This is a genomic window from Streptomyces sp. Y7 (assembly GCF_043195415.1).
In the GTDB taxonomy this organism is placed as follows: Bacteria; Actinomycetota; Actinomycetes; order Streptomycetales; family Streptomycetaceae; genus Streptomyces.
Map to the genome: position 1 here is coordinate 183,890 of NZ_JBIDDQ010000008.1, position 15,896 is coordinate 199,785.

Annotated in this window: 15 protein-coding genes; 5 read left to right on the forward strand and 10 right to left on the reverse strand. The window is 70.2% G+C overall.

The window, feature by feature from the left end:
* From ACGFW6_RS22200 to ACGFW6_RS22235, 8 genes are read right to left on the reverse strand one after another with little or no spacing between them, the layout of a single operon-like run.
* A complete protein-coding gene (locus ACGFW6_RS22200; protein WP_393512357.1) occupies positions 1 to 1,995 on the reverse strand; it encodes an NADH-quinone oxidoreductase subunit L in 1,995 nt (664 codons plus the stop codon).
* A complete protein-coding gene (gene nuoK, locus ACGFW6_RS22205; protein ID WP_030947598.1) occupies positions 1,992 to 2,381 on the reverse strand; it encodes an NADH-quinone oxidoreductase subunit NuoK in 390 nt (129 codons plus the stop codon). The genes ACGFW6_RS22200 and nuoK overlap by 4 nt, the downstream gene beginning before the upstream one ends.
* Positions 2,381 to 3,001 (reverse strand): NADH-quinone oxidoreductase subunit J, encoded by a 621-nt coding sequence (locus ACGFW6_RS22210; RefSeq protein ID WP_393512360.1) that lies wholly within the window; start codon positions 2,999 to 3,001, stop codon positions 2,381 to 2,383. The genes nuoK and ACGFW6_RS22210 overlap by 1 nt, the downstream gene beginning before the upstream one ends.
* Positions 2,998 to 3,549: a NuoI/complex I 23 kDa subunit family protein gene (locus tag ACGFW6_RS22215; protein WP_393512363.1), complete on the reverse strand. Its 552-nt coding sequence runs from the start codon at positions 3,547 to 3,549 to the stop codon at positions 2,998 to 3,000. The genes ACGFW6_RS22210 and ACGFW6_RS22215 overlap by 4 nt, the downstream gene beginning before the upstream one ends.
* Positions 3,550 to 3,551: 2 nt before the next feature.
* Positions 3,552 to 4,520: a complex I subunit 1 family protein gene (locus tag ACGFW6_RS22220; RefSeq protein WP_030947592.1), complete on the reverse strand. Its 969-nt coding sequence runs from the start codon at positions 4,518 to 4,520 to the stop codon at positions 3,552 to 3,554.
* Entirely contained in the window at positions 4,517 to 6,055 is a 1,539-nt protein-coding gene (locus ACGFW6_RS22225) for an NADH-quinone oxidoreductase subunit C (protein ID WP_393512366.1), read from the reverse strand. Before ACGFW6_RS22225 ends, ACGFW6_RS22220 begins: the two co-directional genes overlap by 4 nt.
* A complete protein-coding gene (locus ACGFW6_RS22230; RefSeq protein ID WP_393512369.1) occupies positions 6,052 to 6,777 on the reverse strand; it encodes an NADH-quinone oxidoreductase subunit B in 726 nt (241 codons plus the stop codon). The genes ACGFW6_RS22225 and ACGFW6_RS22230 overlap by 4 nt, the downstream gene beginning before the upstream one ends.
* Positions 6,768 to 7,193: an NADH-quinone oxidoreductase subunit A gene (locus ACGFW6_RS22235; protein ID WP_393512372.1), complete on the reverse strand. Its 426-nt coding sequence runs from the start codon at positions 7,191 to 7,193 to the stop codon at positions 6,768 to 6,770. Before ACGFW6_RS22235 ends, ACGFW6_RS22230 begins: the two co-directional genes overlap by 10 nt.
* A 406-nt stretch (positions 7,194 to 7,599) precedes the next feature.
* Here ACGFW6_RS22235 and ACGFW6_RS22240 point away from each other — a divergent pair, with 406 nt between their 5' ends.
* The 5 genes from ACGFW6_RS22240 (at position 7,600) to ACGFW6_RS22260 (ending at position 14,702) form a co-directional block, all read left to right on the forward strand.
* Positions 7,600 to 8,808 (forward strand): sensor histidine kinase, encoded by a 1,209-nt coding sequence (locus ACGFW6_RS22240; protein WP_393512375.1) that lies wholly within the window; start codon positions 7,600 to 7,602, stop codon positions 8,806 to 8,808.
* A 122-nt stretch (positions 8,809 to 8,930) separates the two neighbouring features.
* Entirely contained in the window at positions 8,931 to 10,301 is a 1,371-nt protein-coding gene (locus ACGFW6_RS22245) for a sensor histidine kinase (RefSeq protein WP_393512378.1), read from the forward strand.
* 428 nt (positions 10,302 to 10,729) lie between these two features.
* A complete protein-coding gene (locus ACGFW6_RS22250; RefSeq protein WP_383420530.1) occupies positions 10,730 to 11,428 on the forward strand; it encodes a LuxR C-terminal-related transcriptional regulator in 699 nt (232 codons plus the stop codon).
* A 273-nt stretch (positions 11,429 to 11,701) separates the two neighbouring features.
* Complete coding sequence (locus tag ACGFW6_RS22255) at positions 11,702 to 13,630, forward strand: 2-oxoacid:acceptor oxidoreductase subunit alpha (RefSeq protein ID WP_393512383.1); 1,929 nt, start codon at positions 11,702 to 11,704, stop codon at positions 13,628 to 13,630.
* Positions 13,623 to 14,702 carry a 2-oxoacid:ferredoxin oxidoreductase subunit beta gene (locus ACGFW6_RS22260; RefSeq protein WP_393512386.1) on the forward strand — a complete coding sequence of 360 codons (1,080 nt, stop codon included), beginning with the start codon at positions 13,623 to 13,625 and terminating at the stop codon, positions 14,700 to 14,702. The genes ACGFW6_RS22255 and ACGFW6_RS22260 overlap by 8 nt, the downstream gene beginning before the upstream one ends.
* A gap of 72 nt (positions 14,703 to 14,774) precedes the next feature.
* Here ACGFW6_RS22260 and ACGFW6_RS22265 read toward each other — a convergent pair whose 3' ends face one another.
* On the reverse strand, positions 14,775 to 15,035 hold the full coding sequence (locus tag ACGFW6_RS22265) for a hypothetical protein (RefSeq protein WP_393512389.1): 261 nt from the start codon (positions 15,033 to 15,035) through the stop codon (positions 14,775 to 14,777).
* Positions 15,036 to 15,209: 174 nt separating this feature from the next.
* A complete protein-coding gene (locus ACGFW6_RS22270; protein WP_393512391.1) occupies positions 15,210 to 15,758 on the reverse strand; it encodes a DUF6082 family protein in 549 nt (182 codons plus the stop codon).
* Positions 15,759 to 15,896: the final 138 nt, after the last annotated feature.

Genomic DNA, 15,896 nt, shown 5'->3' on the forward strand with positions numbered 1-15,896 from the left:
TCACGCTCCCGTGGCGACGAGGAGGGCGGCGACCGCAAGGACGACGGTGCCGGCGAGCAGCGCGCTCACATAGGTCTGCACATTGCCGGTCTGGGCGCGCCGTACGGCGATGCCGAGCCAGCGGGGTAGGGCGCCGGCGCCGCGTACGTAGGTGTCGACGACCTCGCGGTCGAGGAACCGGACGAGAGACGCGCCGGCCTGGACCGGGCGGACGAACAGCGCCTGGTACACGGCGTCGAGGTGGAAGCCGACGGCCGCGTGCCGGTGCAGGGGGCCGAGCAGCAGCCGGCCGGGGTCCGCCGGGTCCGGTGCGTAGGCCACTCCCCCGTACACGGGAGCGTGGCTGGCGATGGCCTCGGCCTCGACGAGTCCGGCGTCGCCCTCCGGGTGGGCCGCGACCGCGCCCAGCGGGAAGCGGGCCGCCACCGAGGTGGTGTGCCGCCACGCCGCGTACGTGACGATGCCGCCGACCAGAGCCACACCCGTGCCGAGGACGGAGGTGGTGAGGGTCGGGGTGAGGTCGCGGCCGTCGAACCAGTCGGGCAGCACGCGGTAGGCGAAGGCTCCGACGGCGAGGGAGGGCACGGCGAGCACCCACAGCACCACGGTCATCGTCAGCGGCTGCCTGCCGTGGTCCGGGGCCTCGGCACCGCGGCCGCGGAAGGCCAGCAGCCACAGGCGCATCGCGTACGCGGCGGTGAGCAGGGCCGTGACCAGGCCGGAGACGAGGACGAGCCAGCCGGTGGCGGCGGGGGCGTGCTCGGTGTGGCCGGTGGCGACGTGCTCGGCGGCGCCGAGGACGGACTCCTTGGAGAAGAAGCCGCTGAACGGCGGGATCGCGGCGAGCGCGAGGAGCGCCACGGTCATCGTCCAGAAGGCGTCCGGGACGCGGTCGCGCAGGTGGCTCATGCGGGACATGGCCGCCAGCGAGTTGGTACCGGAGGCGTGGATGATCACGCCGGCCGCGAGGAACAGCAGCGCCTTGAAGGCGCCGTGCGACAGGAGGTGGAAGACGGCGGCACCACGGTCGGCGACGGCCAGGGCGCCGGTCATGTAGCCGAGTTGGCCGATCGTCGAGTAGGCGAGGACGCGCTTGATGTCGTCCTGGGCGATCGCGGCGAGCCCGGAACCGATCATCGTGATGGCGGCCATCGCGGCGAGGACGATCATCGCGGCCTGGGAGGCCTCGAAGACCGGGAGGAGTCGGGCGACGAAGTAGACACCGGCGGCGACCATCGTCGCGGCGTGGATCAGCGCGGAGACGGGCGTCGGGCCCGCCATCGCGTCGGGGAGCCAGGTGTGCAGCGGGAACTGCGCCGACTTGCCGGCCACGCCCGCGAGCAGCAGCAGGGCGACCAGGGTCGGGTTGTCGAGTCCGCCGTCCGCGACGGTGTCGAGGATCGTCGTGATGCGGAAGGACCCGGCGTCGGTGGCCAGCGCGAACAGGCCGATGAGGAAGGGGACGTCACCGAGTTTGGTCACCAGGAAGGCCTTGATGGAGGCGGCGCGGGCCTCCGGGGTCTCCCAGTAGTGGCCGACCAGGAAGTACGAGCAGATGCCCATGATCTCCCAGCCGACCAGCAGCACCATCAGGTCGCCCGAGTAGACGACGAGCAGCATCGCGGAGGTGAACAGGGAGACGAGCGCGGCGTAGGAGGGGTAGCGCGGGTCGTCGCGCAGGTAGCCGGTCGAGTAGATCTGCACGCAGGTGGCGACGACGCCGACGAGTACGGCGACCAGGGCGGCGAAGCCGTCGATGTGCAGGGCGAGTTCGATCGGGACCGAGCCGGTGGGCGTGAGTTCGGTGGCCGAGTTGATCGCCTGACCGCCGCCCTGGCGCACGGCGACGACCGCCGCGAGTACGAGCGACGCGAGCGTGGGCAGGACGGCGAGCGGGCGGACGAAGCCGGGGGCGGTACGGCCCAGGAGCAGGCCGGCCGCGGCGCCGAGGAAGGGAAGGAGGGGGACGAGTACGGCGAGGGTGGTCGTGGTCACGCGGTGGCCTCAGCCTTCTCGGCCTGCCCGGCGGTGAGGGCGTCGTGGTCGGGGCCGTCGGGCTCGTGGCCTTCGGCGGTGTCGCGGAGCTTGTCGATGTCCGAGGTGCCGCGGTTGCGGTGGACGGCGAGCACGATCGCCAGGCCGATGCCGATCTCGGCGGCGGCGATGGTGATGGTGAACAGCGTCAGGGCCTGGCCGGAGTGCAGGGTCTCCTCGGCGGCCCTGCTGAGCCAGACGTCGAAGGCGACCAGGTTGAGGTTGACGGCGTTGAGCATCAGCTCGACCGACATCAGGACCAGGATCGCGTTGCGGCGGGCGAGGACGCCGTACAGGCCGGTGCAGAAGAGGAGGGCGGAGAGTACGGCGGGATAGGCGAGATGCATCAGCGCGTCTCCTTCTCGCTCGGGGCTCCGGGCGCGGGGGCGGTCTCCTTCGCCTTGCGGGACAGGACGATCGCGCCGACCAGGGCGGCGAGGAGGAGGACGGAGAGGGCCTCGAAGGGGAGGACCCAGTTCTGGAAGAGGCTTTCGCCGGTGGCCCGGGTGGAGCCGGCGGCGGGGCCGTCGAGGTCGATCCAGGTCGTGCGGAAGGCGTCGACGACCACCCAGACCAGGGTGGCCGCGGAGACGACGGCCACGGTGAGGGCGGCCCAGCGGTTGCCGGAGTCGGCGTCCGGGGAGCGGCCGATGGGGGCCTTGGTGAGCATCAGCCCGAAGAGAAGGAGGACGACCACGGAACCGACGTAGATGAGGACCTGCACCCAGGCGATGAACTCGGCGGTGAGCAGGAGGTACTCGACGGCGAGTCCACCGAGTGCGACGACCAGCCACAGGGCGGCGTGCACCAGCTGCCGGGTGGTGACGCTGACCACCGCGGCACCGAAGGTGACCAGGCCGACGAGGAGGAAGGTGATCTCCACGCCGGTCGGTGAGAGGAAGCCATGTGCTTCCGCTGCGGTGGTGGTCGTGGCATGCGCCGTCGCGGCGGCCGCGGCAAGGCTCACGACTCCCCCTCCTGCGGCTGTGCCTGGGCGGCCGCCAGCTTCTCGGCGGTCTTGCGGGCGGCGGCGATCTCCTTGGGCTCCTCGGCCGCGGGATCCAGTGCGGGCGGGGCCGGAACGGTCCACATCCACTCGCGGAGTTTGTCGCGCTCGTGGGTGAGTTCACGGATGTCGGTCTCGGCGTACTCGAACTCCGGGGACCAGAACAGCGCGTCGAAAGGACAGACCTCGATGCAGATACCGCAGTACATGCACAGGGAGAAGTCGATGGCGAAGCGGTCGAGGACGTTGCGGCTGCGCTCGCGGCCGCCCGGGGCCGCCGCCGGGACCGTCTCCTTGTGGGAGTCGATGTAGATGCACCAGTCCGGGCACTCGCGGGCGCACAGCATGCAGACCGTGCAGTTCTCCTCGAACAGGCCGATCACGCCGCGCGTGCGGGGCGGAAGGTCGGGCTGGGTGTCCGGGTACTGCGCGGTGACGGTCTTCTTCGTCATCGTGCGGAGGGTGACGGCCAGGCCCTTGGCCAGGCCGCTGCCAGGAATGGGGGCCATGGTTACTGGATCACCACCTTGACGACGCCGGTGAGGGCGATCTGGGCGAGGGAGAGGGGGACGAGGAGGGTCCAGGAGAGCTTCTGGAGCTGGTCCTCGCGCAGTCGGGGGTAGGTGACGCGGAGCCAGATCACGATGAAGGCGAGGACGGCCGTCTTCAGCAGCGTCCAGACCCAGCCGAGGCCGTCGGCGCCCCACGGTCCGTGCCAGCCGCCCAGGAACAGGACGGTGGTCAGGCCGCACAGGACGACGATTCCGGCGTACTCGGCGAGGAGGAAGAGAGCGAAGCGCAGCCCGGTGTACTCGGTGTACGCGCCGAAGATGATCTCCGAGTCGGCGACCGGCATGTCGAAGGGCGGGCGCTGGAGTTCGGCGAGTCCGGCGACGAAGAAGACGATCGCGCCGACGATCTGCCAGGGCAGCCACCACCACTCGAAGGCGTCGAGGATGCCGGGGAGCGAGACGGTGCCGGCCGCCATCGCCACGGAGGCGGCGGTGAGCAGCATCGGGAGTTCGTAGGCAAGCAGCTGGGCTGCGGTGCGCAGGCCGCCGAGGAGGGAGAACTTGTTGGCGGAGGCCCAGCCGGCCATGAGCGAGCCGAGGACTCCTACGCCCATCACTGCGAGGACGAAGAAGATGCCCGCGTCGATGACCTCGCCGACCGCGCCCTCGCTCGGGCCGATGGGGATGGCGAGCAGGACGAGCAGATAGGGGAGCAGCGCCACGGCGGGGGCGAGCTGGAAGATACGGCGGTCCGCGCCGGCCGGGACGACGTCCTCCTTCTGCGCGAACTTCACGCCGTCGGCGACCAGCTGGGCCCAGCCGTGGAAGCCACCGGCGTACATCGGGCCCAGCCGACCCTGCATGTGGGCCATCACCTTGTGCTCGGTCTGGCCGATGATCAGCGGGAACGTGAGGAAGACGACGAACACGATCAGGAGTCGCAGGGTGACGTCGAGCGCGTCGTTCACTGCGGGCCTCCTGTGGAGTCGTTGCGGTCTGCCGGGTCGTTTCGGTCTGCCGGGTCGTTTCGGTCTGCCCGGTCGTCGCGCTCTGCCCGGTCGTCGCGGTCTGCCGGGTCTGCTTCGGGGGCGGGCTCGGCGGTGGGCGCCTTCTCACCGCCGTCGGACGGCTCCTGTGCCGGCTCCGACTTTGGCGCCGCCTCAGATCGCGGCTCCGACTGCGGCACCGACTCCGACTGCGGCTCCGGATCGGACTCGGCCGGGCGCTCGGGCTCCGGCTCGGACGCGCGCTGCTCCGGCCCGGACGCACGCTGCTCCGGCTCGGACGCACGCTGCTCCGGCTCGTCGAAAGCCGGGCGCGCGTGGTGCCACGGGGCGTCCGAGCTGCGGGGCGCCTTGGGCGTGACCGTATCGGGGGCGGCCGTCTCGGGGGTAGCCGTCTCAGGGGCGGCCGTATCGGGCGCCGAGTCAGCTGCGGCAGGTGCGCCAGATTCGGCAGATTCGACAGATTCGGCAGATTTGGCAGGCTCGGGCGCCGACTTGTCGGAAGCGGCCACTTCAGGTGCCGCTGCCTCCGGCGCCGTCCTCTGACTCGCCGATCCCTGCGAGGCGCTGCGCGAGCGACGAGGGCCGGACGGGGCAACGGTTCCCTCGGGCGCTCCGGCTGCCGGTGCCGCCTGGCTCGCGGAACCGTCGGCCGCCGTACGAGCACGACGCGCGGGCGTGGTCGCAGACTCGGGCGTGGCAGCAGGCGCCGCCCCCTCCGGCGCTCCGACCTCCGCCGCCCCGGCCTCCGGCACCGCCTGGCTCGCCGAACCCTCCGCCGCCGTACGGGCGCGACGCACCGGTCGTTCGCCCGCTGCCCTCGCCGGCCGCTCCCCCGCCGCTCGGGCCGGCCGCTCCCCCGCCGCTCGGGCCGGGCGGTCTCCCGCTGCGCGGCCCGCGCCTCTGGCCGGGCGGGCCGGGGCAGGAGGGAGCTGGCCCTTCAGAGGGCCCCATTCGTTCGGGTCGGGGACGCCCGGTGGGAGCATCTGGCGGCGCTTGGGGCCGCCGTGTTCGGACTCGCCGGGCTCCTTGGCGCCGGGCCAGGCCTTGGCGACGCGGGCGGCGAGGACGAAGTCCTTGCGGAGGGGGTGGCCCTCGAAGTTGTCGGGGAGGAGCAGGTGGTCCAGGGCCGGGTGGTCGGTGAAGACCACGCCGAACATCTCGTGCGTCTCGCGCTCGTGCCAGGCCGCGCCCGCGAACACGCCGACCGCCGAGGGCAGCGTCGGCGCCTCGTGCGGGACGGTCGTACGGACCAGGAGACGCCGTACCGGAGTCAGGGCCGCGACATGGGCGGCGACGCGGAAGCCGGTGCCGGGCTCGTCGACGGCGCTCAGCCAGTCGAAATAGGTGCAGCCCAGTTCGTCGCGGGCGGCCTCCAAGGCGGTGATCCAGGAAGCCGGGGGTACGTCGACCGTCAGGACGTCGTACGACTCCTCGGCCGTGGCCTCCGGGCCGAAGAGGTCCTCGACGGGGGCCGGCAGCCAGCCGATCGTCGTCATCGGGAGCCCTCCCCCGCGCCACCGTCATCCGCGCCGCCGGAACCCAAGCCCCCAGCACCCGCACCCGCACTCGCACCCGCACCCGAGGCGCCGGCACCAGAGGCGCTGGAACCAGCACCGCCACCGGCAACCTCCGGCCCACGCACCAGCCCGCTCTGCAGTGCCGCCGTCGACGGCCGTGCCGACCCGCTGCCGTAGCGCTCCCCCAGCGACTCCCGCGCGATCTTCTCCTGCAGCTTCAGGATTCCCTGGAGCAGGGCCTCGGGGCGCGGCGGGCAGCCGGGGACGTAGACGTCGACGGGGATGATCTGGTCGACGCCCTTGGTGACGGAGTAGGAGTCCCAGTACGGGCCGCCGCAGTTCGAGCACGCCCCGAAGGAGATGACGTACTTCGGCTCGGGCATCTGCTCGTACAGGCGCTTGACGGCCGGGGCCATCTTGTCCGTCACCGTGCCGGAGACGACCATCAGGTCGGCCTGGCGCGGGCCCGGCGCGAAGGGGATCACGCCGAGGCGGATGAAGTCGTGGCGGGCCATCGACGCGGCGATGAACTCGATCGCGCAGCAGGCGAGGCCGAAGTTGAAGACCCAGAGGGAGTAGCGGCGTCCCCAGTTGAGGATCACCTTCATCGGTTCGGGCGCGAGGCGGGCCAGCGCGCCCAGTCGCTTCGGCTCCGGCAGCAGAACCGGCTGCTGCTTCTCGGTGGCTGGCGTCACGTCCATGCCAGGACGCCCTTCTTGTATGCGTAGAGCAGGCCCACGGCGAGGAAGCCGAGGAAGACGAACATCTCGACGAGGGTGGTCGCGCCGTAGCCCGGGGCGGCGAAGACCGTGGCCCAGGGGAACAGGAAGATCGAGTCGATGGCGAAGATCACGTACAGGAAGGCGTAGACGTAGTAGCGGACCTGGGTGTGTGCCCAGCCCTCGCCGACGGGGTCGACGCCGCACTCGTACGTCATGAGCTTCTCGGGTGTGGGGACCACGGGGCGCAGCAGGCGGCCCGCCCCGAAGGCGACGGCGACGAACAGCACGCCGACGACGGCGAGCAGCCCGACGACCGAGTAGGACTGGAAGTAGTCCGCCGAGACGACGACGTTGTTGTGCGCATCCGCCGCGACGACGACGGTCTGGTCCGACACGTCCGCCCCTCGCTCCCTGACCTCGTGACCGATGCCCCAGGAACAGGCCCTGGGACCAGTGTCCTGCGATAGGTGATCTCGCGTACACCACTGTTCGACGATCTGTACGCACGGGAGTCTAGGCCCTGCTAAAGAGAGCGTAAGCAGCCCGTCACACCTTGAGATCTCGTCGAGACGCGCGAGGCGACAAGGAGCGACGCGCCGGGAGTGCGCACGGTCGGGCTCGGGTGATGCTCGGGAGTGCGCACGGTCGGGCTCGGGGTCGGGCTCAGGGTGGTGCTCGCGTGGCGCTGGACGTGAGGCTCGAGGTGGCGCTCGACGTGGGGCTCGGGGTGGGGTTTTCCCCCGGAGATCGCGGCGGTCCGCTCCATGGCGCGGCGGCCCGCCGCGCGGCACGCTAGCCCATATGACCGAACGCCCCAGCCCCGCGCGGGACGCCTCCCGGCGGCCCGAACGCGAGCAGCAGCCGCTGCCACCGGCCCGTTTCGCCTACGACCGGCAGACCTGGAAGGAGATCGCCCACCTTCTGGCGAACCTTCCGCTGGCTCTGCTCGGCTTCACCTATGTCGCGGTGGTGCTGTTCACCGGCGCCCTGCTGACGTTGACGGTGATCGGCTTCCCGCTGCTCGCGGCGGGCCTGGTGGGCGCCCGGCAGCTGGGCAAGATGGAGCGCGCACGCGCGCGTGCGCTGCTGAACGTGGAGGTGGCCGAGCCCAGCCCGCTGCCGCTGCGCGGCGGCAAGGACGGCTTCTTCCCGCAGCTGTGGCTGGCGCTGAAGGACCCGGTCGGCTGGCGCACGATCCTGTACGACTTCATCCGCCTGCCCTGGGGCATCCTCACCTTCGTCATCACGCTGACCTCGCTGTTCGTGCTGTGGCCGGTGCTGCCGTTCATCGCGCGGGGTTTGGCGAACGCGGACCGGGCGATGGTGCGCGGACTGCTGTCGCCCTCCGACGAGCTGGAGCGCCGTATCGCCGAACTGGAGTCGGACCGGGGGGTCGTCGTGGACACGGCGGCCGCCGATCTGCGGCGTATCGAGCGCGATCTGCACGACGGGGCGCAGGCCCGACTGGTCAACCTCGCCATGGGCCTTGGCCTGGCCAAGGAGAAGCTGCTCGAGGACCCGGACGCCGCGGCCTCGATGGTCGAGGAGGCGCACGGCGAGGTGAAGCTCGCACTGCAGGAGCTGCGTGATCTGGCCCGCGGCATCCATCCGGCCGTCCTGACCGACCGGGGCCTGGACGCCGCCCTGTCGGCGGTGGCCTCGCGCTGCACGGTGCCGGTGAAGGTGACCGTCGATCTCCTGGCCAGACCGGTCGCGGCCATCGAGGGCATCGCCTATTTCACGGTCTCCGAGCTGCTGCAGAACGTCAGCAAGCACAGCATGGCGAAGTCGGCCTCGGTCGACGTGTGGCGGTCGGACGACCGGCTGCTCATCCAGGTCTGGGACGACGGTCGCGGCGGCGCGCGCCTGGACGGCGGTACCGGCATGCGCGGGCTCGCCGACCGGCTGGAGGCGGTGGACGGGCTGTTCGTCATCGAGTCGCCGCGCGGCGGACCCACGACCGTGACGGCCGAACTGCCCTGGCGGGACCGCACCCCCGGGCAGGGGTAGGGAAAACCCCCCGTTCAAGACGCCGACGGCCTCCATGTTCCGTGGACCTGCGGCCCAGGAGGGTGGAGGTACGACGGCACAGCCCCGGCGGGGCTGACGGTACGAGGAGAACGGACGAGCCGATGGCCACGGAGTACGGACAGGGTTACGGGCACGGGCACGGGCTCGGTCTGCCCGAGCGCGGCCTCCCCGAGCACGGCGGCGAGCGACGGCACCGGCTGCCGGCCGGACTGCGGGCGCCCTTCGAGGCACGCAGCTGGCGCGAGTTCGGCTATGTGCTGCTGAGCCTGCCGATCAGCATCCTGCTGTTCGTGTACGCCATCACGATGGTGTCGCTGGGCGCGGGCCTGCTGGTGACGTTCCTCGGCATCCCGGTGCTGGCGGCGGGCCTGGCGGGCTGCCGCGGCTTCGGGGCGCTGGAGCGGGTACGCGCGCGTGCGCTGCTCGGCCTGGAGGTGGCCGACCCCGAGCCGCTGCGGATGCGCCGGCGCGGCTTCATGGCGTGGATGGGCGCCGTACTGAAGAGCGGGACGTCCTGGCGGGCCCTCCTCTACTCGGTGCTGCACTTCCCGTGGGCGGTGTTCTCGTTCGTCGTCGCGCTGAACGTGTGGGTGTACGGCTGGGCGCTGCTGACGTACCCGCTGTGGTTCTGGGTCTTCCCGATGTGGGCCGGTCAGGACGGTCTGCAGATCTACGGCGACGAGACGCACCGCTTCTACCTCGACAACCCGTTCGAGATCACGGTCACCGCGCTGGTGGGCCTGCTGTTCACGCTGGCCACGCCGTGGATCGTGCGGGCGCTGACGACGGTGGACCGGCTGATGGTGCACGGCTTGCTCGGGCCGTCGAGGCTGGCCACGCGCGTGGTGGAGCTGGAGTCCGACCGCGGTGTCGTCGTCGATACGGCCGCTGCCGACCTGCGGCGCATCGAGCGCGACCTGCACGACGGTGCCCAGGCCCGGCTGGTGGCCCTGGCCATGGATCTGGGCCTCGCGAAGGAGAAGCTGGCTGAGGACCCGCAGGCGGCGGCACGCATGGTCGACGAGGCGCACGGCGAGGTGAAGACGGCGCTGCAGGAGCTGCGCGATCTGGCCCGCGGGATCCATCCGGCGGTCCTGACCGACCGCGGTCTGGACGCGGCCCTGTCGGCGGTGGCCTCGCGCTGCACGGTGCCGGTGGAGGTCCAGGTCGACCTGGAGGAGCGGCCGGTGCCGGCGATCGAGGGGATCGCGTACTTCACGGTGTCGGAGCTGCTGCAGAACATCAGCAAGCATGCGCGGGCCACGTGGGCGGCCGTGGATGTGTGGCGGGTGGAGAACCGGCTGATGCTGCAGGTCGTGGACAACGGGATAGGCGGCGCGGCCACCTCCGGCGGCTCGGGCCTGTCGGGACTGGCGGAACGGCTGGACGCGGTGGACGGGATCCTGGTCGTGGACTCGCCGGTCGGCGGGCCGACCCGGGTCACGGCGGAGCTGCCCTGGCGGACCGTGTAGTCCGGGCGGCGCCTGGCCGTACGGCACGAGTCGTTACGGCCGCTGTTACTGCTGTTGCTGTTGCTGTTGCTGTTGCTGTTGTTGCTGGGGGCGTGTCGTTGGATCGCGCGCCCGGTGAGGTGGGATCCGGCTCCGGTTGGTTCGGGGCCGGATTTCCGCGTGCCGGATTTCCGTCGGCAGAGTTTCCGGTGGCCGGAGTTCCGGTCGCCGGAGTTCCGGTCGCGGGCCTTCCGTTTACCGGCTTTCCTTTTGCCGGTTTTTTCGTTTGTTCGCAAGCAACTCCCGGAGCACGCGCCCCGAAGTCGCCCCCTTTGTGCCCACGCGATCCGAACTGTGTCGCGCAGGTTATCCACAGGCCCGGTACGCACGAGCCGATCGCGGGATACTGAGGTCGCTAGGGACGACAGGGCCGGGGCGCGCTCGGCCGAATGCCAAGGCTCGGGGGGCCGAGGATCGTGGAGGACAGGGTGCGGGTGGTCATCGCCGAGGATTCGGTGCTGCTCAGGGAGGGGCTGACCCGGCTGTTGACCGACCGTGGGCACGAGGTCGTGGCAGGGGTCGGAGACGGCGAGGCGCTGGTCAAGACCATCACGGAGCTGGACGGCCAGGGCGAGCTGCCGGACGTGGTGGTCGCGGACGTACGGATGCCGCCGACGCACACCGACGAGGGGGTGCGGGCGGCCGTGCTGCTGCGCAAGGCACACCCCGGTCTCGGGGTACTCGTGCTGTCGCAGTACGTGGAGGAGCGGTACGCCACGGAGCTGCTGGCAGGCTCCAGCCGGGGCGTCGGCTATCTGCTGAAGGACCGCGTGGCCGAGGTCAGGGAGTTCGTGGACGCGGTGGTGCGGGTCGCTCAGGGCGGTACGGCGCTCGACCCGGAGGTCGTCGCCCAGCTGCTGGGCCGCAGCCGTAAGCAGGACGTGCTCGCGGGGCTCACCCCTCGGGAGCGGGAGGTCCTGGGGCTGATGGCGGAGGGGCGGACGAACTCGGCCATCGCCCGGCAGCTGGTGGTGAGCGACGGCGCGGTCGAGAAGCACGTCAGCAACATCTTCCTCAAGCTCGGGCTGTCCCAGAGCGACGGGGACCACCGGCGCGTGCTCGCGGTCCTCACCTACCTGAACTCCTGACGTACCGATCCCGTGTCAGTGAAGTGGGCGACCGCTCCGCGGCGTCCACCGGACGGACGCAGACACGGCAACCGAACAAACAACAGGGAGCGTCTTCAAAAGCAGCGCCGGGGGGCGTGTAAATCATGACAAGTCAGGGTGGCGAGCAGGCTCAGATCCATGTCCGTCATGCGAATGGCCCAGGGAGGGCGACCTTTGCGGACGTAGGGTTGATCCTGGGAAGGCTTGCGGGAAGGCCAGCCCAGACAGCCGCCTCGAAGGAGGTCCAGTTCAGTGACCAGCCAGGTCAGTAGCCCATCGGAGCAGGCCGACGAAGCCGTCGTGGGAGAGCAGCGCAAACCGGCAGGGACGAAGGACGTCCGCCGGCTGGACCGAGTCATCATTCGATTCGCGGGGGACTCCGGCGACGGTATGCAGCTCACCGGCGACCGCTTCACCTCGGAAACGGCGACTTTCGGCAACGACCTGTCGACGCTGCCGAACTTCCCCGCCGAGATCCGTGCTCCGGCCGGAACCCTGCCGGGCGTCTCCTCGTTCCAGCTGCATTTCGCCGACCACGACATCCTGACCCCGGGCGACGCGCCGAATGTGCTGGTGGCGATGAATCCGGCGGCCCTGAAGGCCAACCTCGCCGATGTTCCGCGAGGCGCGGAGATCATCGTCAACACGGACGAGTTCACCAAACGGGCGATGCAGAAGGTGGGCTATGCCGCCTCTCCGCTGGAGGACGGCTCGCTCGACGGATACAGCCTTCACCCGGTGCCGCTGACGACGCTGACGGTCGAGGCGCTGAAGGAGTTCGACCTCACGCGCAAGGAGGCCGAGCGGAGCAAGAACATGTTCGCGCTGGGCCTGCTGAGCTGGATGTACCACCGTCCGACCGAGGGCACCGAGAAGTTCCTGAAGTCGAAGTTCGCCAAGAAGCCCGACATCGCGGCGGCCAACATCGCCGCCTTCCGCGCGGGCTGGAACTTCGGCGAGACGACGGAGGACTTCGCCGTCTCCTACGAGATCGCCCCGGCGACGAAGGCCTTCCCGGTCGGCACCTACCGGAACATCTCCGGGAACCTCGCGCTGTCCTACGGGCTGATCGCCGCGTCCCGCCAGGCGGACCTGCCGCTGTATCTGGGCTCGTATCCGATCACCCCGGCCTCGGACATCCTGCACGAGCTGAGCCGGCACAAGAACTTCGGCGTACGGACCTTCCAGGCCGAGGACGAGATCGCGGGCATCGGCGCGGCGCTGGGCGCGGCCTTCGGCGGCTCGCTCGCGGTGACGACGACGTCCGGCCCGGGTGTGGCGCTGAAGTCGGAGACCATCGGCCTCGCGGTCTCCCTGGAGCTGCCGCTGCTGGTGATCGACATCCAGCGCGGCGGGCCGTCCACCGGTCTGCCGACCAAGACCGAGCAGGCGGACCTGCTGCAGGCGATGTTCGGCCGCAACGGCGAGGCGCCGGTCCCGATCGTCGCCCCGTGCACGCCGGCCGACTGCTTCGACGCGGCGCTGGAGGCGGCGCGGATCGCGCTGACGTACCGCACTCCGGTGATGCTGCTGTCGGACGGCTACCTGGCCAACGGCTCCGAGCCGTGGCGGATCCCGGAGCCGGACGAGCTGCCGGATCTGACCGTGCAGTTCGCACAGGGTCCGAACCACACCCTGGACGACGGCAGCGAGGTCTTCTGGCCGTACAAACGCGACCCGCAGACCCTGGCCCGACCGTGGGCGATCCCGGGCACACCGGGTCTGGAGCACCGCATCGGCGGCATCGAGAAGGAAGACGGCACGGGCAACATCTCCTACGCCCCGGCCAACCACGACTTCATGGTCCGCACCCGTCAGGCCAAGATCGACGGCATCGAGGTGCCCGACCTGGAGGTCGACGACCCGCACGAGGCCAGGACGCTCGTGCTGGGCTGGGGGTCCACGTACGGACCGATCACCGCCGCCGTACGCCGTCTGCGCACCGCGGGTGAGTCGATCGCGCAGGCACATCTACGCCATCTGAATCCGTTCCCGCGCAACCTGGGCGCGGTACTCGGTCGCTACGAGAAGGTGGTGATCCCCGAGATGAACCTCGGTCAGCTCGCCACCCTGATCCGGGCGAAGTACCTGGTGGACGCCCACTCGTACAACCAGGTCAATGGCATGCCGTTCAAGGCGGAACAGCTTGCCAAGGCTCTCAAGGAGGCCATCGATGCCTGAGACGACCACGGAAGGCACGGGCACGATCGAGGCACTCTCGCTCATCCCCAAGGCCGAGGCCCGCCAGTCCATGAAGGACTTCAAGTCCGACCAGGAAGTGCGCTGGTGCCCCGGCTGCGGTGACTACGCGATCCTCGCGGCGGTCCAGGGGTTCATGCCGGAGCTGGGTCTGGCCAAGGAAAACATCGTCTTCGTCTCGGGCATCGGCTGTTCGTCGCGCTTCCCCTACTACATGAACACGTACGGGATGCACTCCATCCACGGCCGCGCGCCGGCGATCGCGACGGGGCTCGCGACCTCGCGCCGGGATCTGTCGGTGTGGGTGGTCACGGGTGACGGCGACGCGCTGTCGATCGGCGGCAACCACCTGATCCACGCCCTGCGCCGCAACGTCAACCTCAAGATCCTGCTGTTCAACAACCGGATCTACGGGCTGACGAAGGGCCAGTACTCCCCGACCTCCGAGGTCGGCAAGATCACCAAGTCGACGCCGATGGGTTCGCTGGACGCGCCCTTCAACCCGGTGTCCCTCGCGATCGGCGCGGAGGCGTCGTTCGTGGCCCGCACGGTCGACTCCGACCGCAAGCACCTCACCCAGGTCCTGCGCGAGGCGGCCGCCCACAAGGGCACGGCGCTGATCGAGATCTACCAGAACTGCAACATCTTCAACGACGGTGCCTTCGAGGTCCTCAAGGACAAGCAGCAGGCCGAGGAGGCGGTGATCCGGCTGGAGCACGGGCAGCCGATCCGCTTCGGCACCGACGGTTCGCGCGGTGTGGTCCGCGATGCGCAGACGGGTGACCTGCGCGTCGTGACGGTGACGCCGGAGAACGAGTCGCAGATCGTGATCCACGACGCCCACTCCGCGTCCCCGACCACGGCCTTCGCCCTGTCCCGCCTGGCCGACCCGGACACCCTGCACCACACCCCGATCGGCGTGTTCCGCTCGGTGGGACGCCCGGTGTACGACACCCAGATGGCCGACCAGCTGGACTCGGCGATCGAACAGAACGGCAAGGGGGACTTGGCGCAGTTGCTGGCGGGTGGGGACACCTGGACGGTGGTCGGCTGACAGCCGACCGATCACCGACATGACGAAGGGCCTGGACGCTGCGGCGCCCAGGCCCTGTCCGTCACGTCGATGTCATGCGTCGGGGATGTCTTTCTTGGCGCGGATGAGGGTGTCCCGTGTGATCACGACGATGCGCTCGTAGTCCGCTCGGGCCGCGTCCGGGGGGAGATGGGGGTCGAGGTCTACGGTGGCTTCGGTGCCAATGACGGCGAAATTACCGTCGGACAACTCAAAGAGATCCGGACAGGTTTCGCCGGAGTAGCTACCCCGCTTGCGAGGAGAGTCCCCGAGACGTCGGAGGATGCGGGCGGACTGGGTCTCGATGCGCGCCAAGTGCGGTCCCCTCTCGGGGCCGCCAGACCCCGGGTCAAAGGGGCAGCTACTAACGATCGCCACGCCCCGGGGTCACGGTGACCCCCGAGATGCATTGACAAGAGGGGCGCCGCGCACCCCATAAACCACTCTTTCGAGTGAACGTCACATCGAACCGTTCGGTCACCAGGACGCCTAATCGGTCACGGGCCCGACGATCCACCATTCATCCGGATCGTCCGCCAATTCGTCGATCATGGCATCGACCGCCTTGCCGACCCGCGCATCCAACGACTCCGCCGGCAGGCTCCGTCGGTGCTCGACCGTGCGCTCCCAGTACTCGGCGAAGACCTTGTTGCGGCACAGGACGCGCAGCGTCCCGAGCAGTTCGTCCCAGTCCACCGCGCCGACCCGGTGGGCGAGCAGCAGGATCCCCCATTCCCGATTGGCGTAGAGCATCGCCCGGCGCTTGCGTTCCGAGATATCGGTCAGCGTGCTGACGGCGGCGGCGAGAGTGGGGTCCTCGATTGCCCGGTCCAGCTGATCCACGACGAGCCGATAGTGCTGGATGAGATTCGCTCGGTGGATCTCCTCCGTCATGAGCGTGAGCTGGCGCAAGAGCTCGGCCATGAGGTCCTCCTGGCGCCGCCGGCGCTCCTCACGCGCGAACGGGGCCCGTAACACAGCGAGGCACGCCGCGACTGCAGAACCGATACTGCGCGCGGCCAGATTCTGTGTGGCCATGTCAAGCCGTCCCCCTGGATCCGGTGGCCGTGCACCGTGCGGTGACTCGCTGGGCAGTGCACGGTGGGCGTAGCACTCCGCCTCCACATTGCCCGTCAGTCAACGGCGGCGCGGGAGGCGGAGAGGGGGCGCATGGAA